Source organism: Rhodococcus sp. NPDC057529, from assembly GCF_042802055.1.
GTDB lineage: Bacteria > Actinomycetota > Actinomycetes > Mycobacteriales > Mycobacteriaceae > Rhodococcus_F.
In genome coordinates this window covers 68,974-90,210 of record NZ_JBHVEY010000030.1, presented here as the reverse complement: position 1 = coordinate 90,210, position 21,237 = coordinate 68,974, and the positions used below count along the sequence as shown (strand labels likewise).

Annotated in this window: 18 protein-coding genes; 15 read left to right on the top strand and 3 right to left on the bottom strand. The window is 68.1% G+C overall.

The genetic code is table 11. The features are described from left to right. Positions 1 to 97 precede the first annotated feature (97 nt). From ACFU5V_RS37970 to secA, 9 genes are all read left to right on the top strand, one after another. A complete protein-coding gene (locus ACFU5V_RS37970; protein WP_378705972.1) occupies positions 98 to 718 on the top strand; it encodes a TetR family transcriptional regulator in 621 nt (206 codons plus the stop codon). A 90-nt stretch (positions 719 to 808) separates the two neighbouring features. Continuing rightward, positions 809 to 2,293, top strand: coding sequence for an adenosylhomocysteinase (gene ahcY, locus ACFU5V_RS37965; protein WP_378705970.1), 1,485 nt, complete (start codon positions 809 to 811; stop codon positions 2,291 to 2,293). 57 nt (positions 2,294 to 2,350) lie between these two features. After that, positions 2,351 to 3,034, top strand: coding sequence for a dTMP kinase (locus ACFU5V_RS37960; protein ID WP_378705968.1), 684 nt, complete (start codon positions 2,351 to 2,353; stop codon positions 3,032 to 3,034). Positions 3,035 to 3,079: 45 nt separating this feature from the next. Continuing rightward, entirely contained in the window at positions 3,080 to 3,757 is a 678-nt protein-coding gene (gene mtrA, locus ACFU5V_RS37955; protein ID WP_005240059.1) for an MtrAB system response regulator MtrA, read from the top strand. Further along, entirely contained in the window at positions 3,754 to 5,526 is a 1,773-nt protein-coding gene (mtrB, locus tag ACFU5V_RS37950; RefSeq protein WP_378430056.1) for an MtrAB system histidine kinase MtrB, read from the top strand. Before mtrA ends, mtrB begins: the two co-directional genes overlap by 4 nt. After that, complete coding sequence (gene lpqB / locus ACFU5V_RS37945; protein WP_378430055.1) at positions 5,523 to 7,316, top strand: MtrAB system accessory lipoprotein LpqB; 1,794 nt, start codon at positions 5,523 to 5,525, stop codon at positions 7,314 to 7,316. Before mtrB ends, lpqB begins: the two co-directional genes overlap by 4 nt. Before the next feature lie 49 nt (positions 7,317 to 7,365). Then, the gene (locus ACFU5V_RS37940) at positions 7,366 to 8,064 is read left to right on the top strand and encodes a ComF family protein (protein ID WP_378705966.1); all 699 of its coding nucleotides are present in this window, start codon (positions 7,366 to 7,368) and stop codon (positions 8,062 to 8,064) included. 171 nt (positions 8,065 to 8,235) lie between these two features. Continuing rightward, on the top strand, positions 8,236 to 8,913 hold the full coding sequence (gene hpf / locus ACFU5V_RS37935) for a ribosome hibernation-promoting factor, HPF/YfiA family (protein ID WP_378430053.1): 678 nt from the start codon (positions 8,236 to 8,238) through the stop codon (positions 8,911 to 8,913). Positions 8,914 to 9,064: 151 nt separating this feature from the next. Further along, complete coding sequence (secA, locus tag ACFU5V_RS37930; RefSeq protein ID WP_378430069.1) at positions 9,065 to 11,932, top strand: preprotein translocase subunit SecA; 2,868 nt, start codon at positions 9,065 to 9,067, stop codon at positions 11,930 to 11,932. Between the two features lie 15 nt (positions 11,933 to 11,947). On the opposite strand, the gene ACFU5V_RS37925 is transcribed toward secA, so the two are convergent. After that, complete coding sequence (locus ACFU5V_RS37925) at positions 11,948 to 12,472, bottom strand: Rv3235 family protein (RefSeq protein WP_378705964.1); 525 nt, start codon at positions 12,470 to 12,472, stop codon at positions 11,948 to 11,950. A gap of 157 nt (positions 12,473 to 12,629) precedes the next feature. Here ACFU5V_RS37925 and ACFU5V_RS37920 point away from each other — a divergent pair, with 157 nt between their 5' ends. The 6 genes from ACFU5V_RS37920 (at position 12,630) to ACFU5V_RS37895 (ending at position 18,904) form a co-directional block, all read left to right on the top strand. Beyond that, complete coding sequence (locus tag ACFU5V_RS37920; RefSeq protein WP_276140702.1) at positions 12,630 to 13,067, top strand: HAD-IA family hydrolase; 438 nt, start codon at positions 12,630 to 12,632, stop codon at positions 13,065 to 13,067. Next, positions 13,061 to 14,485, top strand: a complete 1,425-nt coding sequence (locus ACFU5V_RS37915; protein ID WP_378705962.1) for a wax ester/triacylglycerol synthase family O-acyltransferase — start codon at positions 13,061 to 13,063, stop codon at positions 14,483 to 14,485. The genes ACFU5V_RS37920 and ACFU5V_RS37915 overlap by 7 nt, the downstream gene beginning before the upstream one ends. A 30-nt stretch (positions 14,486 to 14,515) precedes the next feature. Continuing rightward, positions 14,516 to 15,028, top strand: a complete 513-nt coding sequence (locus tag ACFU5V_RS37910) for a DUF6912 family protein (protein ID WP_206005385.1) — start codon at positions 14,516 to 14,518, stop codon at positions 15,026 to 15,028. Between the two features lie 91 nt (positions 15,029 to 15,119). Continuing rightward, on the top strand, positions 15,120 to 16,235 hold the full coding sequence (locus ACFU5V_RS37905) for a ferredoxin reductase (RefSeq protein ID WP_124390375.1): 1,116 nt from the start codon (positions 15,120 to 15,122) through the stop codon (positions 16,233 to 16,235). A gap of 62 nt (positions 16,236 to 16,297) precedes the next feature. After that, complete coding sequence (locus tag ACFU5V_RS37900; protein WP_378705960.1) at positions 16,298 to 17,554, top strand: fatty acid desaturase family protein; 1,257 nt, start codon at positions 16,298 to 16,300, stop codon at positions 17,552 to 17,554. Positions 17,555 to 17,665: 111 nt separating this feature from the next. After that, the gene (locus tag ACFU5V_RS37895) at positions 17,666 to 18,904 is read left to right on the top strand and encodes a fatty acid desaturase family protein (protein WP_378705958.1); all 1,239 of its coding nucleotides are present in this window, start codon (positions 17,666 to 17,668) and stop codon (positions 18,902 to 18,904) included. A 27-nt stretch (positions 18,905 to 18,931) separates the two neighbouring features. On the opposite strand, the gene rsgA is transcribed toward ACFU5V_RS37895, so the two are convergent. Further along, positions 18,932 to 19,972, bottom strand: coding sequence for a ribosome small subunit-dependent GTPase A (gene rsgA / locus ACFU5V_RS37890; RefSeq protein WP_378430048.1), 1,041 nt, complete (start codon positions 19,970 to 19,972; stop codon positions 18,932 to 18,934). Beyond that, a complete protein-coding gene (aroA, locus tag ACFU5V_RS37885; RefSeq protein WP_378430047.1) occupies positions 19,918 to 21,234 on the bottom strand; it encodes a 3-phosphoshikimate 1-carboxyvinyltransferase in 1,317 nt (438 codons plus the stop codon). Before aroA ends, rsgA begins: the two co-directional genes overlap by 55 nt. Positions 21,235 to 21,237: the final 3 nt, after the last annotated feature.

Here is a 21,237-nt window from a genome sequence, read left to right as displayed (position 1 = left end):
GCGTGGCCCGGCGGCGGAATTCGTTGGGGCGACGTCCCGGACGGCCGGTGCCGCCCGGATTACGGTGCGGCGAAAGCGGGGCACTAAGGTCTTCGCCATGACTTCGTCGCGTGTCCGGGTGCCCTATCAGGAGGCTGCGCGGCTGCTGCTGCGCCAGTCGGTGCTGGACGCGATGCGGGACCTTCTGTTCGAGAAGGACTGGTCGGACATCACGATGTCGGATGTCGCGGCCGGCGCCGGGGTGAGCAGGCAGACGCTCTACAACGAGTTCAAGTCCCGGCAGGGCCTCGCGGAGGCGTACGCCCTCCGACTCGCCGACGAACTGGTCGACGCCGTCGACGAGGCGCTGGTCGCGAACGTCGGTCAGGGCCGCGCCGCGCTGCTCGCCGGATTCACCGCGTTCTTCGCGGCCAGCCTGTCCGACCCTCTGGTGCAGTCACTTCTGCGCGGTGAGACCAAACCCGACCTGCTGCGGCTGATCACGACCGAGAGCGCCCCGATCATCGAGCGGGCGTCGACGCGGCTCGCCGACGTGTTCCAGCGGGGCTGGGTGCGGGCGAGCCCGTCGGACGCGGGGATCCTCAGCCGCGCCATCGTGCGTCTCGCCATGAGTTACATCTCGATGCCACCCGAATCCGAGGCCAACGTCGCCGAGGATCTGGGCGCTCTTCTGGGGCCTTTCGTGGACGAGGCCGTCGGTGGAGCCGATCGGCAGTGATCGCCCGGGCGCGCAGCGTCACGTGAGTGTGACCGCCGGGCCGCAGTACCGATAGCCTTGACCGAAACAGCAGTCAACCAGGAGAGGCAGATGACGACCTCAGTTTCAACCACGCCCGTGGCCGAGAGCCGTAACGGGATCGATTTCAAGGTGGCGGACCTTTCGCTCGCCGAGTTCGGCCGCAAGGAGATCCGGCTCGCCGAGCACGAGATGCCGGGACTGATGGCGCTCCGTCGCGAGTACGCAGAGGTGCTGCCGCTCGAGGGTGCTCGCATCTCCGGTTCGCTGCACATGACCATCCAGACGGCCGTGCTCATCGAGACGCTCACCGCGCTGGGCGCCGAGGTCCGCTGGGCCTCGTGCAACATCTTCTCGACGCAGGATCACGCCGCCGCCGCGATCGTCGTCGGCCCGCACGGCACGCCGGAGGAGCCGCAGGGCACCCCGGTCTTCGCGTGGAAGGGTGAGACGCTCGAGGAGTACTGGTGGGCCGCCGAGCAGATGCTCACCTGGCCGGACGCCGACAAGCCCGCGAACATGATCCTCGACGACGGCGGCGACGCCACGATGCTCGTCCTCAAGGGCGCGCAGTTCGAGAAGGCGGGCGTCGTGCCGCCCACCGACGACGACCAGGACTCCGACGAGTACAAGGTGTTCCTCGCGCTGCTGCGTCAGTCCCTCGAAGCGGACAAGACCAAGTGGACGAAGGTCGCGGAGTCGGTCCAGGGCGTCACCGAGGAGACCACGACCGGTGTCCTCCGTCTGTACCAGGTCGCTGCCGCCGGTGAACTCGTCTTCCCGGCCATCAACGTCAACGACTCGGTCACCAAGAGCAAGTTCGACAACAAGTACGGCACCCGCCACTCGCTGCTCGACGGCATCAACCGCGGCACCGACGTCCTGATCGGCGGCAAGGCCGCACTCGTCTGCGGTTACGGCGACGTCGGCAAGGGGTGCGCCGAGGCGCTGCGCGGACAGGGTGCCCGCGTCGCGGTCACCGAGGTCGACCCCATCAACGCCCTCCAGGCACTGATGGACGGCTTCGAGGTGAAGACGGTCGAGCAGGCCATCGGCTGGGCCGACATCATCATCACGTCCACGGGCAACAAGGACATCATCACGTTCGATCACATGAAGCAGATGAAGCACCAGGCCATCCTGGGCAACATCGGTCACTTCGACAACGAGATCGACATGGCCGGCCTCGAGCGTTCCGGTGAGATCACCCGCATCAACATCAAGCCGCAGGTGGACGAGTTCCGGTTCAAGGACGGCCACTCGATCATCGTGCTGTCCGAGGGCCGCCTGCTGAACCTCGGCAACGCGACCGGCCACCCCTCGTTCGTGATGAGCAACAGCTTCTCCAACCAGGTGATCGCCCAGATCGAGCTGTGGACGAAGCCGGAGGAGTACGACAACGAGGTGTACCGCCTCCCGAAGCACCTCGACGAGAAGGTCGCGAAGATCCACGTCGAGGCACTCGGTGGCACTCTCACCAAGCTCACCAAGGAGCAGGCGGAGTACATCGGCGTCGACGTCGAGGGCCCGTTCAAGCCCGAGCACTACCGCTACTAGAGGCCGCGGCGTCCCCCCGGTCCGTCGCGTGCGGGCCGGGGGATAGCCTTTCTCCCCGTGGGAACACTGATTGCGCTGGAAGGCCTGGACGGCGCGGGCAAGCGAACACTCGTCGGAGCCGTCGTGGCCCGCCTCGCCGACCGGGGTCTGACGGTCGGCACTCTCGACTTTCCGCGGTACGGCCGGTCCGTGCACGCCGATCTCGCGTCCGAAGCGCTCAAGGGCGCGCACGGGGACCTCGCCGACTCCGTGCACGCGATGGCCGTCATGTTCGCCCTCGACCGGTCCGGTGCCGTCGCCGAGCTGTCCGCACTGCTCGCGGGCCACGACCTGGTGATCCTCGACCGCTACGTGGCGTCCAACGCCGCGTACGGTGCGGCCCGGTTGCACCAGGCGGCGGACGGGGAGTTCGTGGGCTGGGTGGAGAACCTCGAATTCGGGCGGCTGGGGCTGCCCCGACCCGACCTGCAGCTGTATCTGGACGTTCCCGTGGCGCTCGCCGCGCAACGCGCCCGGGGCCGCGAATCGGCGGACGCCAGCCGGTCCCTGGATGCCTACGAACGCGACCGTGGGCTGCAGGAACGCACCGGTGAGGTGTACCGCGAGCTGGCCGTGAAGGACTGGGTTTCGCCGTGGTGGGTGCTCACCCCGGACACCGACCCGGTCACGCTCGCCGAAAACCTGGCACTCTTGAGTGACGACACGGCACGCCGTGACGAGAAAGAACACGGCACGCCGTAACGGCGAACGGGCTGTTACGGCCTCCGAAGATGCAACGATAGGGACATGAAGCCAAGGATTCTGGTTGTCGACGACGACACTGCGCTCGCGGAGATGCTCACGATCGTGCTCCGCGGCGAAGGATTCGATCCGTATGTGGTGGGGGACGGGACGCAGGCGCTCACCGCGGTCCGGGAGACACGCCCCGACCTGGTGCTGCTCGACCTGATGCTGCCCGGCATGAACGGCATCGACGTGTGCCGTGTCCTGCGGGCCGATTCCGGTGTTCCCATCGTGATGCTGACCGCGAAGACGGACACCGTCGACGTGGTCCTCGGATTGGAATCCGGCGCGGACGACTACATCATGAAGCCATTCAAGCCCAAGGAACTGGTGGCTCGGGTCCGGGCTCGGCTTCGCCGGACCGAGGACGAGCCGGCCGAGCTGCTCAGCATCGCCGACATCGTCATCGACGTCCCCGCCCACAAGGTGAGCCGGGGCGAAGAACTGATCTCCCTCACCCCCCTCGAGTTCGACCTGCTGGTGGCTCTGGCGCGCAAGCCGCGACAGGTGTTCACCCGTGAGGTGCTGCTCGAGCAGGTGTGGGGTTACCGACATGCGGCCGACACCCGACTGGTCAACGTGCACGTGCAGCGTCTGCGTGCCAAGGTCGAGACTGATCCCGAGAATCCCGAAGTGGTTTTGACGGTCAGGGGGGTCGGCTACAAGGCCGGACCGCCGTGACAGGTGTTTCCCGATGGCGGCGTCGTGTCAACCGACGCGTTTCGCCGATCCTTCGGTGGGGTCACTCACTGAGCAATACCCTCGCGCACACGTGGCGTCGTTCGCTGCAGCTGAGGGTCGTCGTCTCGACGCTGACGTTGTCGCTCATCGTCATCGTCGTGCTCGGCGTCGTGCTGACGAGTCAGATCACCGACCGTCTGCTCGAGACGAAGATCAACGCGGCCACCGAGGAGATGGACCGTGCCCGGAGCACGGTCGAGGGGCAGTTGGCAGGCGCGGACGACAGCAGTTCGCCCACCACGCAGCTCGACGGCGCCAGGGCCGCCCTGACGAATCGTGAACCCGACGCCGGGCAGGCGTCGGGTTCGGCGGGCACGTTCGATCCGGTGCTGATCGTGCCCGGGGACGGCCCCCGCGCGCCGACGTCGAGTGGTCCGGCGGACCAGATCCCGGAGTCGCTGCGGGCGTTCGTCCAGGCCGGTCAGGTGGCGTACCAGTTCGCCACCGTGAACGATCCGGAAGGCTATTCGGGGCCGGCGCTGATCGTCGGGAGCCCGACCGCGTCGGCGATCTCCACACTCGAGCTGTACCTGGTGTTCCCGCTGGCCAGTGAGGACCGCAGCCTGTCGCTGGTCCGCGGCACACTGCTGGTGGGTGGCGCCGTGCTCGCCGTGCTGCTCGCGGCCATCGCGCTCCTCGTCGCCCGGCAGGTGGTTCTGCCCATCCGGTCGGCGTCACGGATCGCGGTGCGCTTCGCGGACGGCCGGCTGAAGGAGCGCATGCCCGTGCGCGGCGAGGACGACATGGCCCGGCTGGCGATGTCGTTCAACGAGATGGCGGAGAGTCTGTCCAAGCAGATCACCCAGCTCGAGGAGTTCGGAAACCTCCAGAAGCGATTCACCTCCGACGTGAGCCACGAGCTGCGGACACCGCTGACGACGGTGCGGATGGCGGCCGATCTCATCCACGACGGCAGCGACGACCTCGACCCCGTGCTGCGGCGGTCCTCGGAGTTGCTGGTCGCGGAACTCGACCGGTTCGAGGGGCTGCTGGCCGACCTCCTCGAGATCAGCAGGCACGACGCCGGCGTCGCGGAACTGGCCGCCGAACAACTCGACGTCCGGATGTGTGCGCGCGCGGCGATCTCGACCGTCCGCCACCTCGCGCGCGAGAGCGGAACCGAACTGATCGTGGACCTGCCCGATCAGGCGGTGATGGCCGAGGTGGACCCGCGCCGGGTGGAGCGCATCCTGCGGAATCTGCTGGCGAACGCGATCGACCACGGGGAGGGCAAACCGGTGCTGCTGCGCGTGCGCGCCGACGACAGCGCTGTGGCGTTCATCGTGCGCGACCAGGGCGTGGGTCTGCGGCCGGGCGAGGAGAAGCTGGTGTTCAACAGGTTCTGGCGGTCCGATCCGTCGCGGGTGCGACGGTCGGGCGGTACCGGCCTCGGACTCGCGATCAGCGTGGAGGACGCGAATCTCCACGACGGCAGGCTCGAGGCGTGGGGTGAACCCGGGCAGGGCGCCTGCTTCCGGTTGACGCTGCCCCGGGTGCGGGGGCGCAAGGTCGTGTCGAGCCCGCTGCCACTGAAGCCGGGAACCGCGAAATACGTTCAAGGGCAGCCGGTTCCGGGCGACGACACGTTGCCGGTGCGCAACGAGAGCCCGGAGGCGGCGGTCGAGGAGTCCCACACGGTTCCCGAGAAACGGGAGCGTGCGCACGTCGGTGACCGGGACGGTGCGCACGTGCCGGAGTCGGACCGATGACGCCCGGACGGCGTTCCGCCCTGCTGTCGCGGTCGGTGTGCGGTGCGATCGCCCTCGCGGTGTTCGTGACCGTCAGCGGGTGCGCGAGCCTCCCGGATTCGTCCACCCCGCAGGCGATCGGCACGATCAACCGTGACTCGCCGGGCTCGAGTGTCGCGGCGCCGGCGCCGGGACGCGAACCGGACCTGCTGCTGCGCGACTTCTTCAAGGCCAGCACCGATCCGACCGACCGGCACCTCGCCGCCCGCCAGTTCCTCACCCCTGGTGTGTCCGGCAGGTGGGACGACGCGGCCAGCGCCACGATCGTCGACAAGGTCGACGTTCTCCCGGAGACCCGCTCGGCCGACCAGGCGACGTACACGATCCGCGCCAACAAGGTGGGTCAGCTCGAGCCCGGTGGGCTGTACGTGGCGGAGGAGGGCAGTTTCGAGACGAAGATCAGTCTCGAGCTGCAGGGCGGTGAATGGCGGATCTCCGAACTCCCCGCAGGCGTGATCCTCGATCGGGCGCAGTTCCTCAACACCTACCAGCGCAAGTCGCTGTACTTCCTCGACCCGGCCGGGACGACGGTCGTGCCGGACCCGCGCTGGGTGTCGGGCGCCCAGGACCAGATGGCGTCGCAGCTGATCGGCCTGCTGATCGACGGGCCCAAGGCCGCGCTCGCCCCGGCCGTCCGCAACGAACTCGGTGACGGTGTCTCGGTGCGCGGCCCGATCACGAAGGCCGACGGCCGCACCGCGCAGGTCGGGGTGGGGCTCGGCGGGATACGGATCGACTTCGCCGGCGTGCCGCCGATGGACGCGCAGCAGAAGCAGCTGTTCGCGGCGCAGGTGATCTGGACGCTGGCCAACGCGGAGATCTCGGGCCCCTACGTGCTGCTCGCCGACGGCGAGCCGTTCGACGAACGGTTCCCGAACGGGTGGACCACCGCCGACGTCGCGTCCATGAATCCGTTCGCGACGTCCAGCGCCACCGTGGGCCTGCACGCGCTGCGCGAGGGGTCGATGGTGAGTGTCACCGAGACCGGGGTGACCCCGGTGCCCGGGTACTTCGGCTCGGCCCGCAACATGCGGTCGCTCGCGCTGTCGCAGGACGGGAAGCTGGTCGCCGCGGTCGCGGACACGGGGCGTCCCGCGCCGGAACCCGCGAGTTCGCTGATGGTCGGGGCGTACGAGGACGGTGCCGCATCGGTGCTCGAAGGCGGCGCGATCACCCGCCCCACGTGGGCCCCCGACAATTCGGCGATCTGGGCAGCGGTCAACGGCAACACGGTCATTCGGGTGTTGCGTGAGCCCGGCACCGGCCGGACGTCGGTGGTCAACGTCGACGCCGGAGCCGTCACGGCGCTGGGCAACACCATCACCGAGTTGCGACTGTCCCGCGACGGCGTGCGGGCGGCACTGATCGTCGACGGCAAGGTCTATCTCGCCATCGTCACCCAGATGCCGGGTGGTCAGTACGCGTTGACGAACCCCCGTGCGGTCGCGATCGGACTGGGCAGCCCGGCGCTGTCCCTGGACTGGAGTACGAGTGACACGATCGTCGTCGCGCGCGCCGCATCGGACATCCCGGTGGTGCAGGTGGCCGTCGACGGATCGCGGATGGACGCGTTGCCGAGCCGCAACCTGACCGCCCCGGTGGTGGCGGTGGACGCGTCGACGACCACGGAGTTCGTCGCCGACTCCCGGGCGGTGTTCCAGCTGAACAACAACGATCCGGCCGGCGACCGGTACTGGCGGGAGGTTCCCGGGCTGACGGGTGTGAAGGCGATCCCGGTCCTGCCGGGCTGAACCTGTCGGTGCGGGCCGGCTTGTCGGTGCGAACGCGGATACTGCCCGCATGCGCACGCTGCCCGGTCTCCGCACCCTGCTCGACCTGATCCTGCCCACCGAGTGCGGTGGGTGCGGCGTGCCGGGCACCCAGTGGTGTGCCAGCTGCGCCGCGGAGTTGGCCGACGACCCCGTGCTGCTCCGGCCGCGCGTGGATCCCGGGGTCGGCGTGTGGGCGCTCGGGCCCTACTCGGGTGCCCGCCGCAGGGTCGTCATCGCCGCGAAGGAGCGTGGACGGCGTGATCTCGCCGCGCCGATCGGCGCCGCCGTCGCGGGCGCTCTGAGCCGTCTGCAGCAGTGGGGTGAACTCGATCCGCCGGACGTCGCTCCGGTGGTCCTCGTGCCCGCTCCGACGCGACCGCGGGCGGCCCGCGCACGCGGCGGCGACCCCGTCACCCGGATCGCCGTCGCCGCCGTGGGGGACAGGCGCGTGTGTCCCGCGCTCGTGATGCGGCGCGCCGTGCGTGACTCGGTCGGACTGAACGCCGATCAACGTCGAGTAAACCTCGAGGGTGGCGTCCGGTTGACGCGCAGCGGAGCAGTATTCGCACGGCATCTCGAGTCGGAATCGTCATCTTTGCAACGGGTTTCGGTTGTGCTGCTGGACGACGTGTCGACCACCGGCGCGACCGCGACCGAGTCGGTCCGGGTGTTGTCGAGAGTGGGTATCCGGATCAGCGCGGTGGTCGTCGTGGCGGGTGTCGGATGAAATTCTGCCGAACAGTGGCACTCGCGCGCGTTACGTACTAGCGTCGCGGACACACCCGAAAACACAGGTAGGAGGTGGAACTTCGAACCTGGTGCCGGGCGGACCCCCTTCCGGCATTGCTCAAACTCGCCGCCGCCCATCAAGGGGCGGGGCCGTAATCGGGAGGTACGAGTGACGACCCCTTCGCAAGCCTCGGTTTTCGTCGACGACCGCACCACGGAAGCACAAGAGAAGACGGATACCCCCACCGCCGAGATCGTCGTCAAGGGACGCAACGTCGAGGTACCCGACCACTTCCGCGTGTACGTCTCCGAGAAGCTGTCGCGCCTCGAGCGCTTCGATCCCTCCATATTCCTGTTCGATGTCGAACTTCAACACGAACCCAATCGGCGCCAGAGGAAGAACTGCCAGCGCGTCGAGATCACTGCCCGAGGCAAGGGGCCGGTAGCCCGAGCCGAGGCATGCGCCGACAGTTTCTATGCAGCATTCGAGTCGGTGACCGCCAAGCTCGAGAGCAGGCTCCGCCGCACCAAGGACCGGAAGAAAGTCCACTACGGGGAAAAGACCCCGGTGTCGGTGGCCGAGGCCACCGCCGCACTCGCCGAGGACGAGAGTCTCGGCATCAGTCCCGACATCTCCCTGGACGGTCAAGTGTCCGAGGAGCACACACCGGGTCACGTCGTGCGGACCAAGGAACACACGGCTACGCCGATGACCGTCGACGACGCGTTGTACGAGATGGAGCTGGTAGGGCACGATTTCTTCCTGTTTCACGACAAGGAGTCGGACAAGGCGAGCGTCGTCTACCGGCGGCACGCGTTCGACTACGGATTGATCCGTCTGGCGTGATGTACTCCCGTTCCGCCTGACGATCCGAGCGGTCGGTCTACTCGTCCGATCGCGGAAGCGCCTACCATGGAATCCGGCCGGGGTTCTCGGACCTCCGGCCGGATTTTGTGTGTCACCCATCCACTGCCGAAGATTGAGGACGAACAAGACTGTGCCGTCGCTGTCGCTATCGAAGCTGCTCCGTGTTGGTGAAGGTCGCATGGTCAAGCGGCTCAAGCACATCGCCGACCACGTTTCCTCGCTGTCGCCCGAGGTCGAAGACCTGACCGACGAGCAACTCCGCGCGAAGACCGAGGAGTTCCGCGCCCGCTACCGTGACGGCGAGACGCTCGACGAGCTGCTGCCCGAGGCGTTCGCGGTCGCCCGCGAGGCGTCCTGGCGCGTCATCGACCAGCGACACTTCCACGTGCAGATCATGGGCGGCGCCGCCCTGCACTTCGGCAACATCGCCGAGATGAAGACCGGTGAGGGCAAGACCCTGACCTGCGTGTTGCCCGCGTACCTCAACGCGATCGCCGGCGACGGCGTGCACGTCGTCACGGTCAACGACTACCTCGCCAAACGCGACTCCGAGTGGATGGGCCGCGTCCACCGCTTCCTCGGACTCGACACCAGCGTGATCCTGTCCGGGATGTCGCCCGCCGAGCGTCGCGCGGCCTATGCGGCGGACATCACATACGGCACCAACAACGAGTTCGGGTTCGACTACCTGCGCGACAACATGACGCACTCCCTGGACGATCTCGTCCAGCGCGGTCACAACTTCGCCGTCGTCGACGAGGTCGACTCCATCCTCATCGACGAGGCCCGGACCCCCCTCATCATCTCCGGCCCCGCCGACGCGTCGAGCAAGTGGTACGCGGAGTTCGCGCGTATCGCGCCGCTGCTCAAGCGCGACGTCCACTACGAGGTCGACATCCGCAAGCGCACCATCGGCGTCCACGAGGCCGGCGTCGAGCTCGTCGAGGACCAGCTCGGTATCGACAACCTGTACGAGGCCGCCAACTCGCCGCTCGTGAGCTACCTGAACAACGCCATCAAGGCCAAGGAGCTGTACACGAAGGACAAGGACTACATCGTCCGCGACGGCGAAGTGATCATCGTCGACGAGTTCACCGGCCGCGTCCTGGTCGGCCGCCGGTACAACGAGGGCATGCACCAGGCGATCGAGGCCAAGGAGAAGGTCGAGATCAAGGCCGAGAACCAGACCCTCGCCACGATCACGCTGCAGAACTACTTCCGCCTGTACGACAAGCTGTCGGGCATGACGGGTACGGCCGAGACCGAGGCCGCCGAGCTGCACCAGATCTACAACCTCGGCGTCATCCCGATCCCCACCAACCGGCCGATGGTCCGCGTCGACAACGGCGACCTGATCTACAAGACCGAGGAAGCCAAGTTCGACGCCGTCGTCGACGACGTGGTGGAGCGGCACGAGAAGGGCCAGCCGGTCCTCATCGGCACGACCAGCGTCGAGCGGTCCGAGTACCTGTCGAAGCAGTTCACCAAGCGCGGCGTGGCGCACAACGTGCTGAACGCGAAGTTCCACGAGCAGGAAGCTCAGATCATCGCCGAGGCCGGTCGGTCGGGCGCGGTCACCGTGGCCACCAACATGGCCGGTCGTGGTACCGACGTCGTGCTCGGCGGCAATCCCGACATCATCGCGGACATCGCGCTGCGCAAGCAGGGACTCGACCCCGTCCACACCCCCGACGACTACGAGGCGGCGTGGGACGACGTCCTCGACCAGGTCAAGGCCGAGGTGAAGGCCGACGCCGACAAGGTGCGCGAGGCGGGCGGGCTGTACGTCCTCGGTACCGAGCGGCACGAGTCCCGGCGCATCGACAACCAGTTGCGCGGCCGGTCCGGCCGTCAGGGCGACCCGGGTGAGTCGCGGTTCTACCTGTCCCTCGGCGACGAGTTGATGCGCCGGTTCAACGGTGCGGCGCTGGAATCGATCATGACCCGGCTCAACCTGCCCGACGACGTTCCCATCGAGGCGAAGATGGTCTCGAAGGCCATCAAGAGCGCTCAGACGCAGGTCGAGCAGCAGAACTTCGAGATCCGCAAGAACGTCCTCAAGTACGACGAGGTGATGAACCAGCAGCGCACGGTCATCTACAACGAGCGCCGCCAGATCCTCGAAGGCAAGGACATGGAGGGCCAGGTCGAGAAGATGATCACCGACGTGGTCACCGCCTACGTCGACGGCGCCACCGCGGAGGGCTACGTCGAGGACTGGGATCTCGAACAACTGTGGACGGCGCTCAAGACGCTGTACCCGATCGGCGTCGACTACAAGGAACTGGTCGGCGACGGCGACGACGAGACGAAGGACATCACCGCCGACGAGCTGCGCGAGACCCTGTTGAAGGACGCGCACGACGCTTACACCCGGCGTGAGGCCGAGATCGACGGTGTCGCCGGTGAGGGATCGATGCGCGAACTCGAGCGGCGGGTCCTGCTGAGCGTCCTCGACCGGAAGTGGCGTGAGCACCTCTACGAGATGGACTACCTGAAGGAGGGCATCGGCCTGCGGGCGATGGCCCAGCGTGATCCGCTCGTCGAGTACCAGCGCGAAGGTTTCGACATGTTCGGCGGGATGCTCGAGGGTTTGAAGGAGGAGTCGGTCGGATTCCTGTTCAACCTCCAGGTCGAGGCGGCAGCCCCGCAGGCGGCGCAGGCCCCGGGCGTCAGCGTCACCGCGGCTTCCGCTGCGGCGACGGCGTCGGCCGCACCCGCTCCGGCGGCGCCGCGACCGCTGCCCACCCAGGAGGCCGCGCAGCAGGCGCAGGGCACGGCGGCGCCGTCCGCCCTCCGCGCGAAGGGTCTGGACGACGGCGAGCCTCGCGGGCTCACCTATTCCGGGCCTGCCGAGGACGGCAACGCCCAGCTCAGCCGCCGCGGAGCGGCCGAGGCGGACGACGCCGCCGACGCCGGAACCCGTCGCCAGCGGCGGGAGGCCGCGCGGTCGCAGTCGAAGGGCAGGAAGGCGCCCAAGACCAAGCGCAAGCGCTGACCGCGGCGCGGACGATCAGCCGATCACCAGCGAGGTGACGGTCCAGCCCGTGTCGGACTGTTGTTCGACACGGGCTGCGATCACGAAGATCCGTGGCCCCCGGCGGTAGGTGCCGAACGCTTCGAACACGCAGGGCTCCACCGCGCGCAGATGCACGCGGACGAGCGCCGCGACACCGAGTCGCCGGGCGGGCGACTCCGCGAGCGCGAACGTGCGCACCACGTCGACGAGCGACGGCGTCACCAGCGGCCGCAGCTGCCGGACGTTGCGCCGCCGATCCAGCACTTCGAGAACCAGCCGGAACGCCTGCTCCGTGAACCGCTGCACGTCCGGCGACGGAATCGGCAGAGTTCCCGGGTGCGCCGCGGCGGTGCGCGGTGACGCCCCCGAGTGCGGCGACGACCGGTGCCTGGCGTGCCCGCGCGGATGCCGCGCACCCGACGGTGCCGCCGCACTGCCCGGCAGGATCGGCGCGGTGCCGTCGCCGGCCGCCGGCTCGAAGCGCGGCACCCGTGACAGGAACGTGTAGGACTCACTCATTTCTTACCCCCCGGTTTCGGCATGAGACGGCCGTCGTAGCGGTCATGATCGCACGGATCCCGTCGTCGTGTCGCCGTACCGCGGAGCGGACTCGTGTCGCCGTACCGCGGAGCGGACTCGTGTCGCCGAACCGTGGGGCGGACCCTAGGGTGGGGACGTGCGGGGATTGATTTTGGACTTCGGCGGCGTTCTCGCGGGTCCCGGTTCGGACATGGACGGCCTGTCGTCCGTCCTGGCCGGTGCCCGGACCCGTGGTGTGCGGACCGCGATCCTCAGCAACGATCCCGGCGGTCCCGGCGCGCAGTGGTTGCGGGAACTCGGCGACGGCCGGCTGGTCGATCAGGTCGTGCTGTCCGGGGATGTCGGTGTCGCCAAACCTGATCCGCGGATCTACCGGCTGACGGCCGGCGCGCTCGGTCTGGACCCGGGCGACTGTATCTTCGTCGACGACCTGCCGGTCAACGTCCGGGGCGCGGTGGCTGTCGGGATGGTGGGCATCCACCACGTCGACGGCGCGGCCACGGCGGACGAGATAGCGATACTTCTCGAGGTGGATCGAGACGGGATGCAAGGGGGACAGGCACCGACATGGTGACGAGACTGACTACGCAGGATGCATCGTTCTACTTCCTCGAGGCGAGCAGTACGCCGATGCACGTGGGATCGCTGGCGATCTTCCGGAAGCCGCGAAACGGGTTGTCCTACGAGGAATTACTGAGCCTCGTCGAGGAGCGGCTGAGCCTGGTGCCGCGCTATCGGCAGAAGGTGCGGGAGGTGGCGCTGGGGCTGTCGCGGCCGGTGTGGGTGGACGATCAGGATTTCGACATCGAATACCACGTCCGGCGGTCGGCGCTGCCGAAGCCCGGATCGGACGCCCAGTTGCACGACCTGGTCGCACGGCTCACGTCCCGGCCACTCGACAACACGCGACCACTGTGGGAGATGTACCTGGTGGAGGGGTTGTCCAACAATCGCTTCGCGATCTTCACGAAGTCGCATTCCTCGCTGGTCGACGGCGAGACGGCGCTCGAGATCGGTCAGGTGATCCTGGACCCGGCGAAGACCCGGCGGCCGATGGCCGAGGAACTGTGGATGCCGAGCCCCGCCCCCAGCGAGTCCACTCTCATCGCGGGGGCGCTGGCGGAGATGGTGTCGAGGCCGGGCGAGGGCCTGGCGGCACTGCGGATGACATTGGGCGACATGGCGTCTGCGCTCGGCGAGACCGTGCGCGCGGTCGGCAAGCTCGCCGCCGTGGTGCGCACCGCGACGCAGGTGGCGCCTACGAGCCCGCTCAACGCGACGATCTCCCGCAACCGGCGGTTCGCGGTGGTCAAGACCGAACTGGGCGACTACCGGAAGATCCGCGCACAGTACGGGTGCGAGGTCAACGACGTCATCCTCGCCGTCGTGTCGGGTGCGATGCGGTACTGGCTGCTGTCCCGCGGCGAACCGGTGGCCGAGTCGACCACGGTCCGGGCGATGGTCCCGATGTCGGTGTACGCGACGGATCCCGACGCCGAGGACGAGGCGTCCCGCCGCGGCGAGTGGGCGGACCCGCGGAGCATGGTGTCGTCCTTCCTCATCGACCTGCCGGTCGGGGAACCGAACGCGGTGGTGCGACTGTCGCACGTGGCGCACGCCATGGAGGCGCACGCGAAGCAGAGTCAGCGGGTCACCGCGGAGACCCTGGTCCGGTTGTCGGGATTCGCGCCCGCCACGCTGCACGCGATGAGTGCCCGTGTCGCGAGCAGTTTCTCGCAGCGCATGTTCAACCTGATGATCACGAACGCGCCGGGTCCGCAGATGCCGCTGTACGTCGGGGGAGCGCGGATGCTCGAGATGTATCCGGTGTCGCCCCTGCTGAAAAACCAGACGTTGAGCATCGGCCTCACGTCCTACGACGGCAACGTCTACTACGGTTTGAATGCAGACCGTGACGCCATGGCCGACGTGGACGTGGTGGCGGCGCTGCTGTACGAATCTCTCGAGGAGTTGTTGGATGCCAGCCGGTGAGAAGTCCGCGGTGCGAATGACGGGTGACGCATGACGAGGGTGTACGTTCCCGCGACGATCGAGATCCTGCAGCGGCTCGTCGCCGACCAGGAGTTCGATCCGATGAGCCGTACCGCCTTCGCCGTCACCGCCACGCTTCGCGAGGCGTACTCGTCGGGCGACGACGACGAACTGGCCGAGGTCGCGATGGCCGAGGCGGCCCGGGCGTCGCTGCGCCTGATCGCGGGCCGGGTGGGGGAGGGCGGGAGCGACGGGGTCCGCTTCCGCCGCGCGGTGGTCGCCGCGGACATCGACGACGTGACACCCCGTCCGGACCTCGACGACGCCGTGGTCCGGCTGCCCGGTCCGGTGACGATCGGCCGGGTCGCGTCGGTGCACGTGGACCTCGCGGAGGCCGAGCCCGACATCGAACGGGCCGTGTCGGCGATCGACGAGGCGGATCTCGGGGACCCGGACGCCGAGTTCGTTCTCGGTGACGCCGAGGATCACGTTCTGGCGTGGTACGCCACCCAGGAGCTTCCGTTCCTGCTCGAACTGCTCTGACCGGTACGTCCTCTTACCTTGGGGTAACCTACGGTACCGTAACTTGAAAACCTACGGTAGCGTAGGTCGTGACGGAAAAGGTGGAGGTCGGATGGGTCTGAAGGATTGGATCGAGGCGCCCGCAGCAGCGGTCGTGCCCGCCAAGCGGTCCAAGCTCAATTGGTTGCGCGGCGCGGCGGCACGTCTGACGACGCCGTTGCTCCCCGACGACTACCTGCACCTGGCCAACCCGCTGTGGTCGGCCCGCGAACTGCGCGGACAGATCGTGGAGGTGCGCGCGGAGACGGCGGACTCCGCCACGATCGTCATCAAGCCGGGCTGGGGATTCGACTTCGACTACGAGCCCGGCCAGTACATCGGCATCGGCCTGCACATCGACGGACGCTGGCACTGGCGTTCGTACTCCCTCACCTCGCCCCCGAACTGGGACGACAAACTCATCTCCATCGCCGTCAAGGCGATGCCCGAAGGATTCCTGTCCAGTCACCTCGTCAACGGTGTGCCGTCGGGAACGATCGTCCGGCTCGCGACGCCCACGGGCAACTTCGCGCTGCCCGACCCGCCGCCGCAGCGCATCCTGTTCCTCACCGCGGGCAGCGGCATCACTCCCGTCATGGCGATGCTGCGCACCATGAACCGGCGCGGCCAGCTTCCCGACGTCTTCCACGTCCACTCGGCGCCCACCGACGCCGACGTGATGTTCGCCGACGAACTCACCCAGCTCCACGAGGAGCACGACGACTTCCGGTGCAAGATCCAGCTCACCCGCAGTCAGGGCAAGTTCGCGTTGTCCTCGCTCGACGAGGTGTGCCCGGACTGGCGCGAACGGCAGACGTGGGCCTGCGGGCCGCTGCCGATGCTCGACGAGATCGAGACGCTGTGGCGCGACGAGAACATCGAGGACAAGCTGCATCTCGAACGTTTCGCCGTCTCCCGCGCGGACACGTCCGGCGAGGGCGGAACGGTGACGTTCGCCAAGGCCGACAAGACCGTCACGATCGACGGTGCCACCACTCTCCTCGAGGCCGGTGAGCAGGTCGGGGCGCTCATGCCGTTCGGCTGCCGGATGGGAATCTGCCAGACCTGTGTCGTGCCGATTCTCGCCGGGCACGCCATCGACCTGAGGTCCGGCAAGCAGCATGCCGAAGGTGACCGAGTCCAGACTTGTATCTCGGCGGCGGCAGGGGACTGCACGCTCGACGCGTGAGCGTGAGCGTGTTGTTCACCTGACTCCGCTATTCTCGGACTCTCACCAGACGGAGGAGCACGGTGGCGATCACCGACATCAAAGAGTTCGCGCATCTGACCGAAGCGGACATCGAGTCGCTCGGGCGTGAGTTGGATGCGATCCGGCTCGACGTGGAGGATTCGCGCGGCGTCCGCGACGCCCGATACATCCGCCGTGCCATCCGGGCGCAACGACTGCTCGAGCTCGGTGGCAGGCTCGCGCTGTTCGGCAGCCGGTACCGGCCGGCCTGGCTGGCGGGCACGGCGATGCTCTCCCTCTCGAAGATCATCGAGAACATGGAACTCGGCCACAACGTGATGCACGGCCAGTGGGACTGGATGAACGATCCGGAGATCCACTCGATGTCGTGGGAGTGGGATCAGACGGGGCCGTCCGAGCATTGGAAGCGGGCGCACAACTACTCCCACCACACGTTCACCAACATCGTGGGAATGGATTCCGACGTCGGTTTCGGCATCCTCCGGATGACCCGCGACGAGGAGTGGCGGCCGATCAACCTGCTGCAGCCGTTCGCCAACATCATTCTCGCCGCCACGTTCGAGTGGGGCATCGCGCTCCACGACCTCACGTTCGCGGCGGAACTGGAGGGCGCCGAGAAGGGTCAGCTCAATTCGCAGGCCAACAAGGATTTCGCCCGCAAGATCTTCCGTCAGGTCGGCAAGGACTTCCTCCTGTTCCCGGTGCTCGCCGGGCCGGCGTGGAAGTCGACGCTGACGGCGAACACCACCGCCAATCTGGTGCGGAACCTGTGGGCGTACGTGGTGATCTTCTGCGGGCACTTCCCGGACGGCGCCGAGAAGTTCACCGTGGACGAATACGAGAACGAGACCCGGCACGAGTGGTACCTCCGGCAGATGCTCGGCAGCGCCAACTTCGACTCCGGCAAGATCATGGGTTTCATGAGCGGGAATCTCAGCTACCAGATCGAGCACCATCTGTTCCCCGATCTGCCGAGCAACCGGTACCCGGAGATCGCCGTGAAGGTGCGGGCGCTGTGCGAGAAGTACGACCTGCCCTACACCACGGGCTCGCTCGCCAAGCAGTACCTGCTTGCCCTGCGCACGATCCACAAACTCGCCCTGCCCGACCGTCTCCTGTGGGCGACGGCGGATGACGCCCCCGAGACCTCCTCGGAGCGCAAGTTCCGCGATGCCCGAGATGCGGGTGCCGCGATGGTCGAGACGCTGCGCACCGATCCCGTGACGGGACGGCGCCGGGGTCTGTTGTCGGCGCTGCGCGCCCACGCGGAGGCCAAGATTCCGCGCCGCCGACGGTGATTTCACTCACACCTACACTCAAGTAACCTACGGTGCCGTAACTTACGGTACGGTAGGTCATGTCAGCGCCTATCCGGTGTGAACTGTCGACCAGCCAGGAGGAGGTCCCCCATGGCGATTGCAGATGTCAAGGAATACGCACATCTCACCGATGCCGATGTCGAGGCGCTCGGGCGCGAGTTGGATGCGATCCGCCGCGATATCGAAGAATCTCGCGGGGAGCGCGACGCGCGCTACGTGCGGAACACCATCAGACTGCAGCGTGGACTCGAGATCGGTGGCCGCGCAGTGCTGTTCGCGAGTCGCCGGCGTCCCGCCTGGCTGCTCGGAGCGGGCATGCTCGGCGTCTCGAAGATCATCGAGAACATGGAACTCGGCCACAACGTCATGCACGGCCAGTGGGACTGGATGAACGATCCGGAAGTCCACTCCACGTCGTGGGAGTGGGACAACACCGGTCCGTCCGCGCACTGGAAGCAGACCCACAATTACCTGCACCACAAGTACACGAACGTCCTCGGCATGGACGACGACGTGGGATACGGCCTGCTCCGGGTGACGCGCGACCAGCGCTGGAAGCCGTTCAACGCCGGCAACCTGGTCTACAACACCCTGCTGGCCCTGTTCTTCCAGTACGGCGTCGCGGCGCAGCACCTCGAACTCGGCAAGGTCGCCAAGGGGCGGGTGCCGAAGGAGGAGACGCAGCGCAAGCTGCGCGAGGTCGGTGAGAAGATCGGCAAGCAGGTCCTCAAGGACTACGTGATCCACCCCGCCGTCACCGGTCCGGCCTGGAAGAGCACGCTCACCGCCAACATGACGGCGAACGCGATCCGCAACGTGTGGACCAACGCGATCATCTTCTGCGGGCACTTCCCGGACGGCGCCGAGAAGTTCACCAAGGCCGACATCGACAAGGAGACGCCCGCCCAGTGGTACCTGCGTCAGATGCTCGGTAGCGCCAACATCGAGGGCAGCAGGCTGATGGACTTCATGTCCGGCAACCTGAGCTATCAGATCGAGCACCACCTGTTCCCCGACCTGCCGAGCAATCGGTACGCGGAGATCGCGGTGCGGGTGCGGGAGTTGTGCGAGAAGTACGACCTGCCGTACACCACCGGCCCGTTCCTGGTGCAGTACGCGAAGTCGTGGCGCACGATCGCGAAGCTGTCGTTGCCGAACAAGTATCTCAAGGCAACCGCGGACGACGCGCCGGAGACGGCGTCGGAGCGCAGGTTCGGTGGAAACACCACGGCGACAATCGATCCCGTGACCGGTCGCCGTCAGGGGCTGGGTTCCGCGATCAAGCGCACCCGCAAGCGTCGCGGTCTGCGCGCGCTGCTCTCCCGCTAGACAGTTCCGCCCGGCGCGGTTCGTCCCTCACCAGGCTTCGTTCGACGCGATGGCCGTGAGGAGGTGACGGACCGCGTCGACGCGTTTGGCGGCCTTGCCCTCGAGGTGGTCGAGCGCGCATTCCGGATCCGCGGGCGGGCCGAGGTGGGTACACCCACGCGGACAGTCCTCGATGGCCGCGGCGAGATCGGAGAACGCGGCCACCACGTTCTCCGGGGAGATGTGGGCCAGTCCGAACGACCGGATGCCGGGGGTGTCGATCACCCAGCCTCCCGACGGTAGCGGCAGCGCGACCGATTGCGTGGACGTGTGCCTGCCCTTGCCCACGCCGGAGACCACGCCCACGGCCCGGTCGGCGTCGGGCACCAGGCGGTTGACGAGCGTCGACTTCCCGACCCCCGAATGCCCGATCAGCGCGGTGAGCCGGCCGGACAGCATCGCCAGGACCTCGTCGACCGGATCGTCGCGGCCTGCCACCACCACGGGGACGTCGAGGTCGGCGAACGTGCTCGCGAACTCCTCGGGCGGTTCGAGGTCGCTCTTCGTCAGGCACACGACGGGGCTCAGCCCGCCCGCGTACGCGGCGACGAGCGCGCGTTCGACGAACCCCGTCCGCGGTGGCGGGTCGGCGAGCGCCACGACGATCAGCAACTGCTGCGCGTTGGCCACCACGATCCGCTCGTAGGGGTCGGTGTCGTCGGCGGTGCGCCGCAGGACGGTGGCGCGCTCGGCCACCCGCACGATCCGCGCCAGGGTGTCGGGCTTGCCGGACAGATCGCCGACGACGCTCACCTCGTCGCCCACCACGATGGGGGTGCGGCCCAGTTCGCGGGCGCGCATGGTGACGAGGGGACGCCCGGGGTCGCCGCCCAGCACGCAGCCCCACCGGCCGCGGTCGACGGCGACGACCATCGCCGACTCGGCCGCGAGGTGCTCCGGCCGGGTTTTCGTGCGCGGGCGCGTCCCTCGGCCCGGGCGCACCCGGACGTCGGACTCGTCGTACTGCCTGCGACTCAGAAGTTCGCCTTCCGCCCGGTGCCCGCCGCCGCGGACAGCATTGTGGCCCACAGGTTCTCGAATCCGGGCAGCGTCTTCGCCGTGGTGCCGATGTCCTCGATCTCGATGCCGTCGACGCGCAGCCCGACGATGGCTCCGGCCGTCGCCATCCGGTGGTCGGCGTAGGAACGCCACGTCCCGCCGTGCAGGTCGGCGGGCACGATCGTGAGCCCGTCCTCGGTTTCGGTGACGTTTCCGCCCAGCGAGTTGATCTCGTGAGCGAGCGCGGCCAGCCGGTCGGTCTCGTGTCCACGCAGATGTGCGATGCCCCGCAGGTGGGACGGGCCGTCCGCGAGCGCCGCGAGCGCCGCGACGGTCGGGGTGAGTTCGCCGACGTCGTGCAGGTCGATGTCGATGCCGGTCAGCTGCTGCGGGCCGCGGACGGTGAGGTTCGCCCCGTCCCGCCGGACGTCGGCGCCCATCGCCAGCAGGATTTCGCGGATCGCGTCGCCGGGCTGCGTCGTCTCGGCAGGCCACAGCGGAACGGTCACCTCACCGCCGGTGACGGCGGCGGCGGCGAGGAAGGCGGTGGCATTCGACAGGTCGGGCTCGATCACCCGGTCGACGGCCCGCACCGGACCGGGGCTCACCCGCCACGTGTCTGCCTCCCCGCCCGTCGCCGGGGTGGAGACCTCGACACCCGACTCGCGCAGCATCTCGACCGTCATGTCGATGTGCGGCATCGACGGGACCGTCTTGCCGTCGTGATGAACCGTGACGCCCTCGTCGAACGCGGCGGCAGACAGCAGCAGCCCGGACACGAACTGCGAAGAACCGGACGCGTCGATCGTGACCCGGCCACCGCGCAACGAGCCCGCGCCGCGGACGGTGAACGGCAGGGAGTCGCCCTCGATGTCCGCGCCGAGACCGCGCAGCGCGTTCAGGATCGTGTCGAGCGGGCGGGTACGCGCCTGCTCGTCTCCGTCGAAGTCGACCGTCCCCTCGGCGAGCGCGGCGACCGGCGGAAGGAACCGCATGACGGTGCCCGCCAGGCCGCAGTCGACCGCACCGCCCCGGAGGCGTCCGGGAGTGACCCGCAGCGTCGTGTCGGCGCCGGCCGTCTCGACGCCGATTCCCAGCGTCCGGAGTGCGTCGATCATGAGGTCGGTGTCCCGGCTGCGCAGTGCCCCGGTGAGGGTGGACGGACCGTCCGCGAGTGCGGCGAGGATCAGCGCGCGATTGGTGATCGACTTCGATCCGGGGAGGGCGACCGTCGCGACGACGGGCGCTTCGGCGCGGGGGGCGTTCCACAGGCTCAGGCTCACGGTCTCCATCTT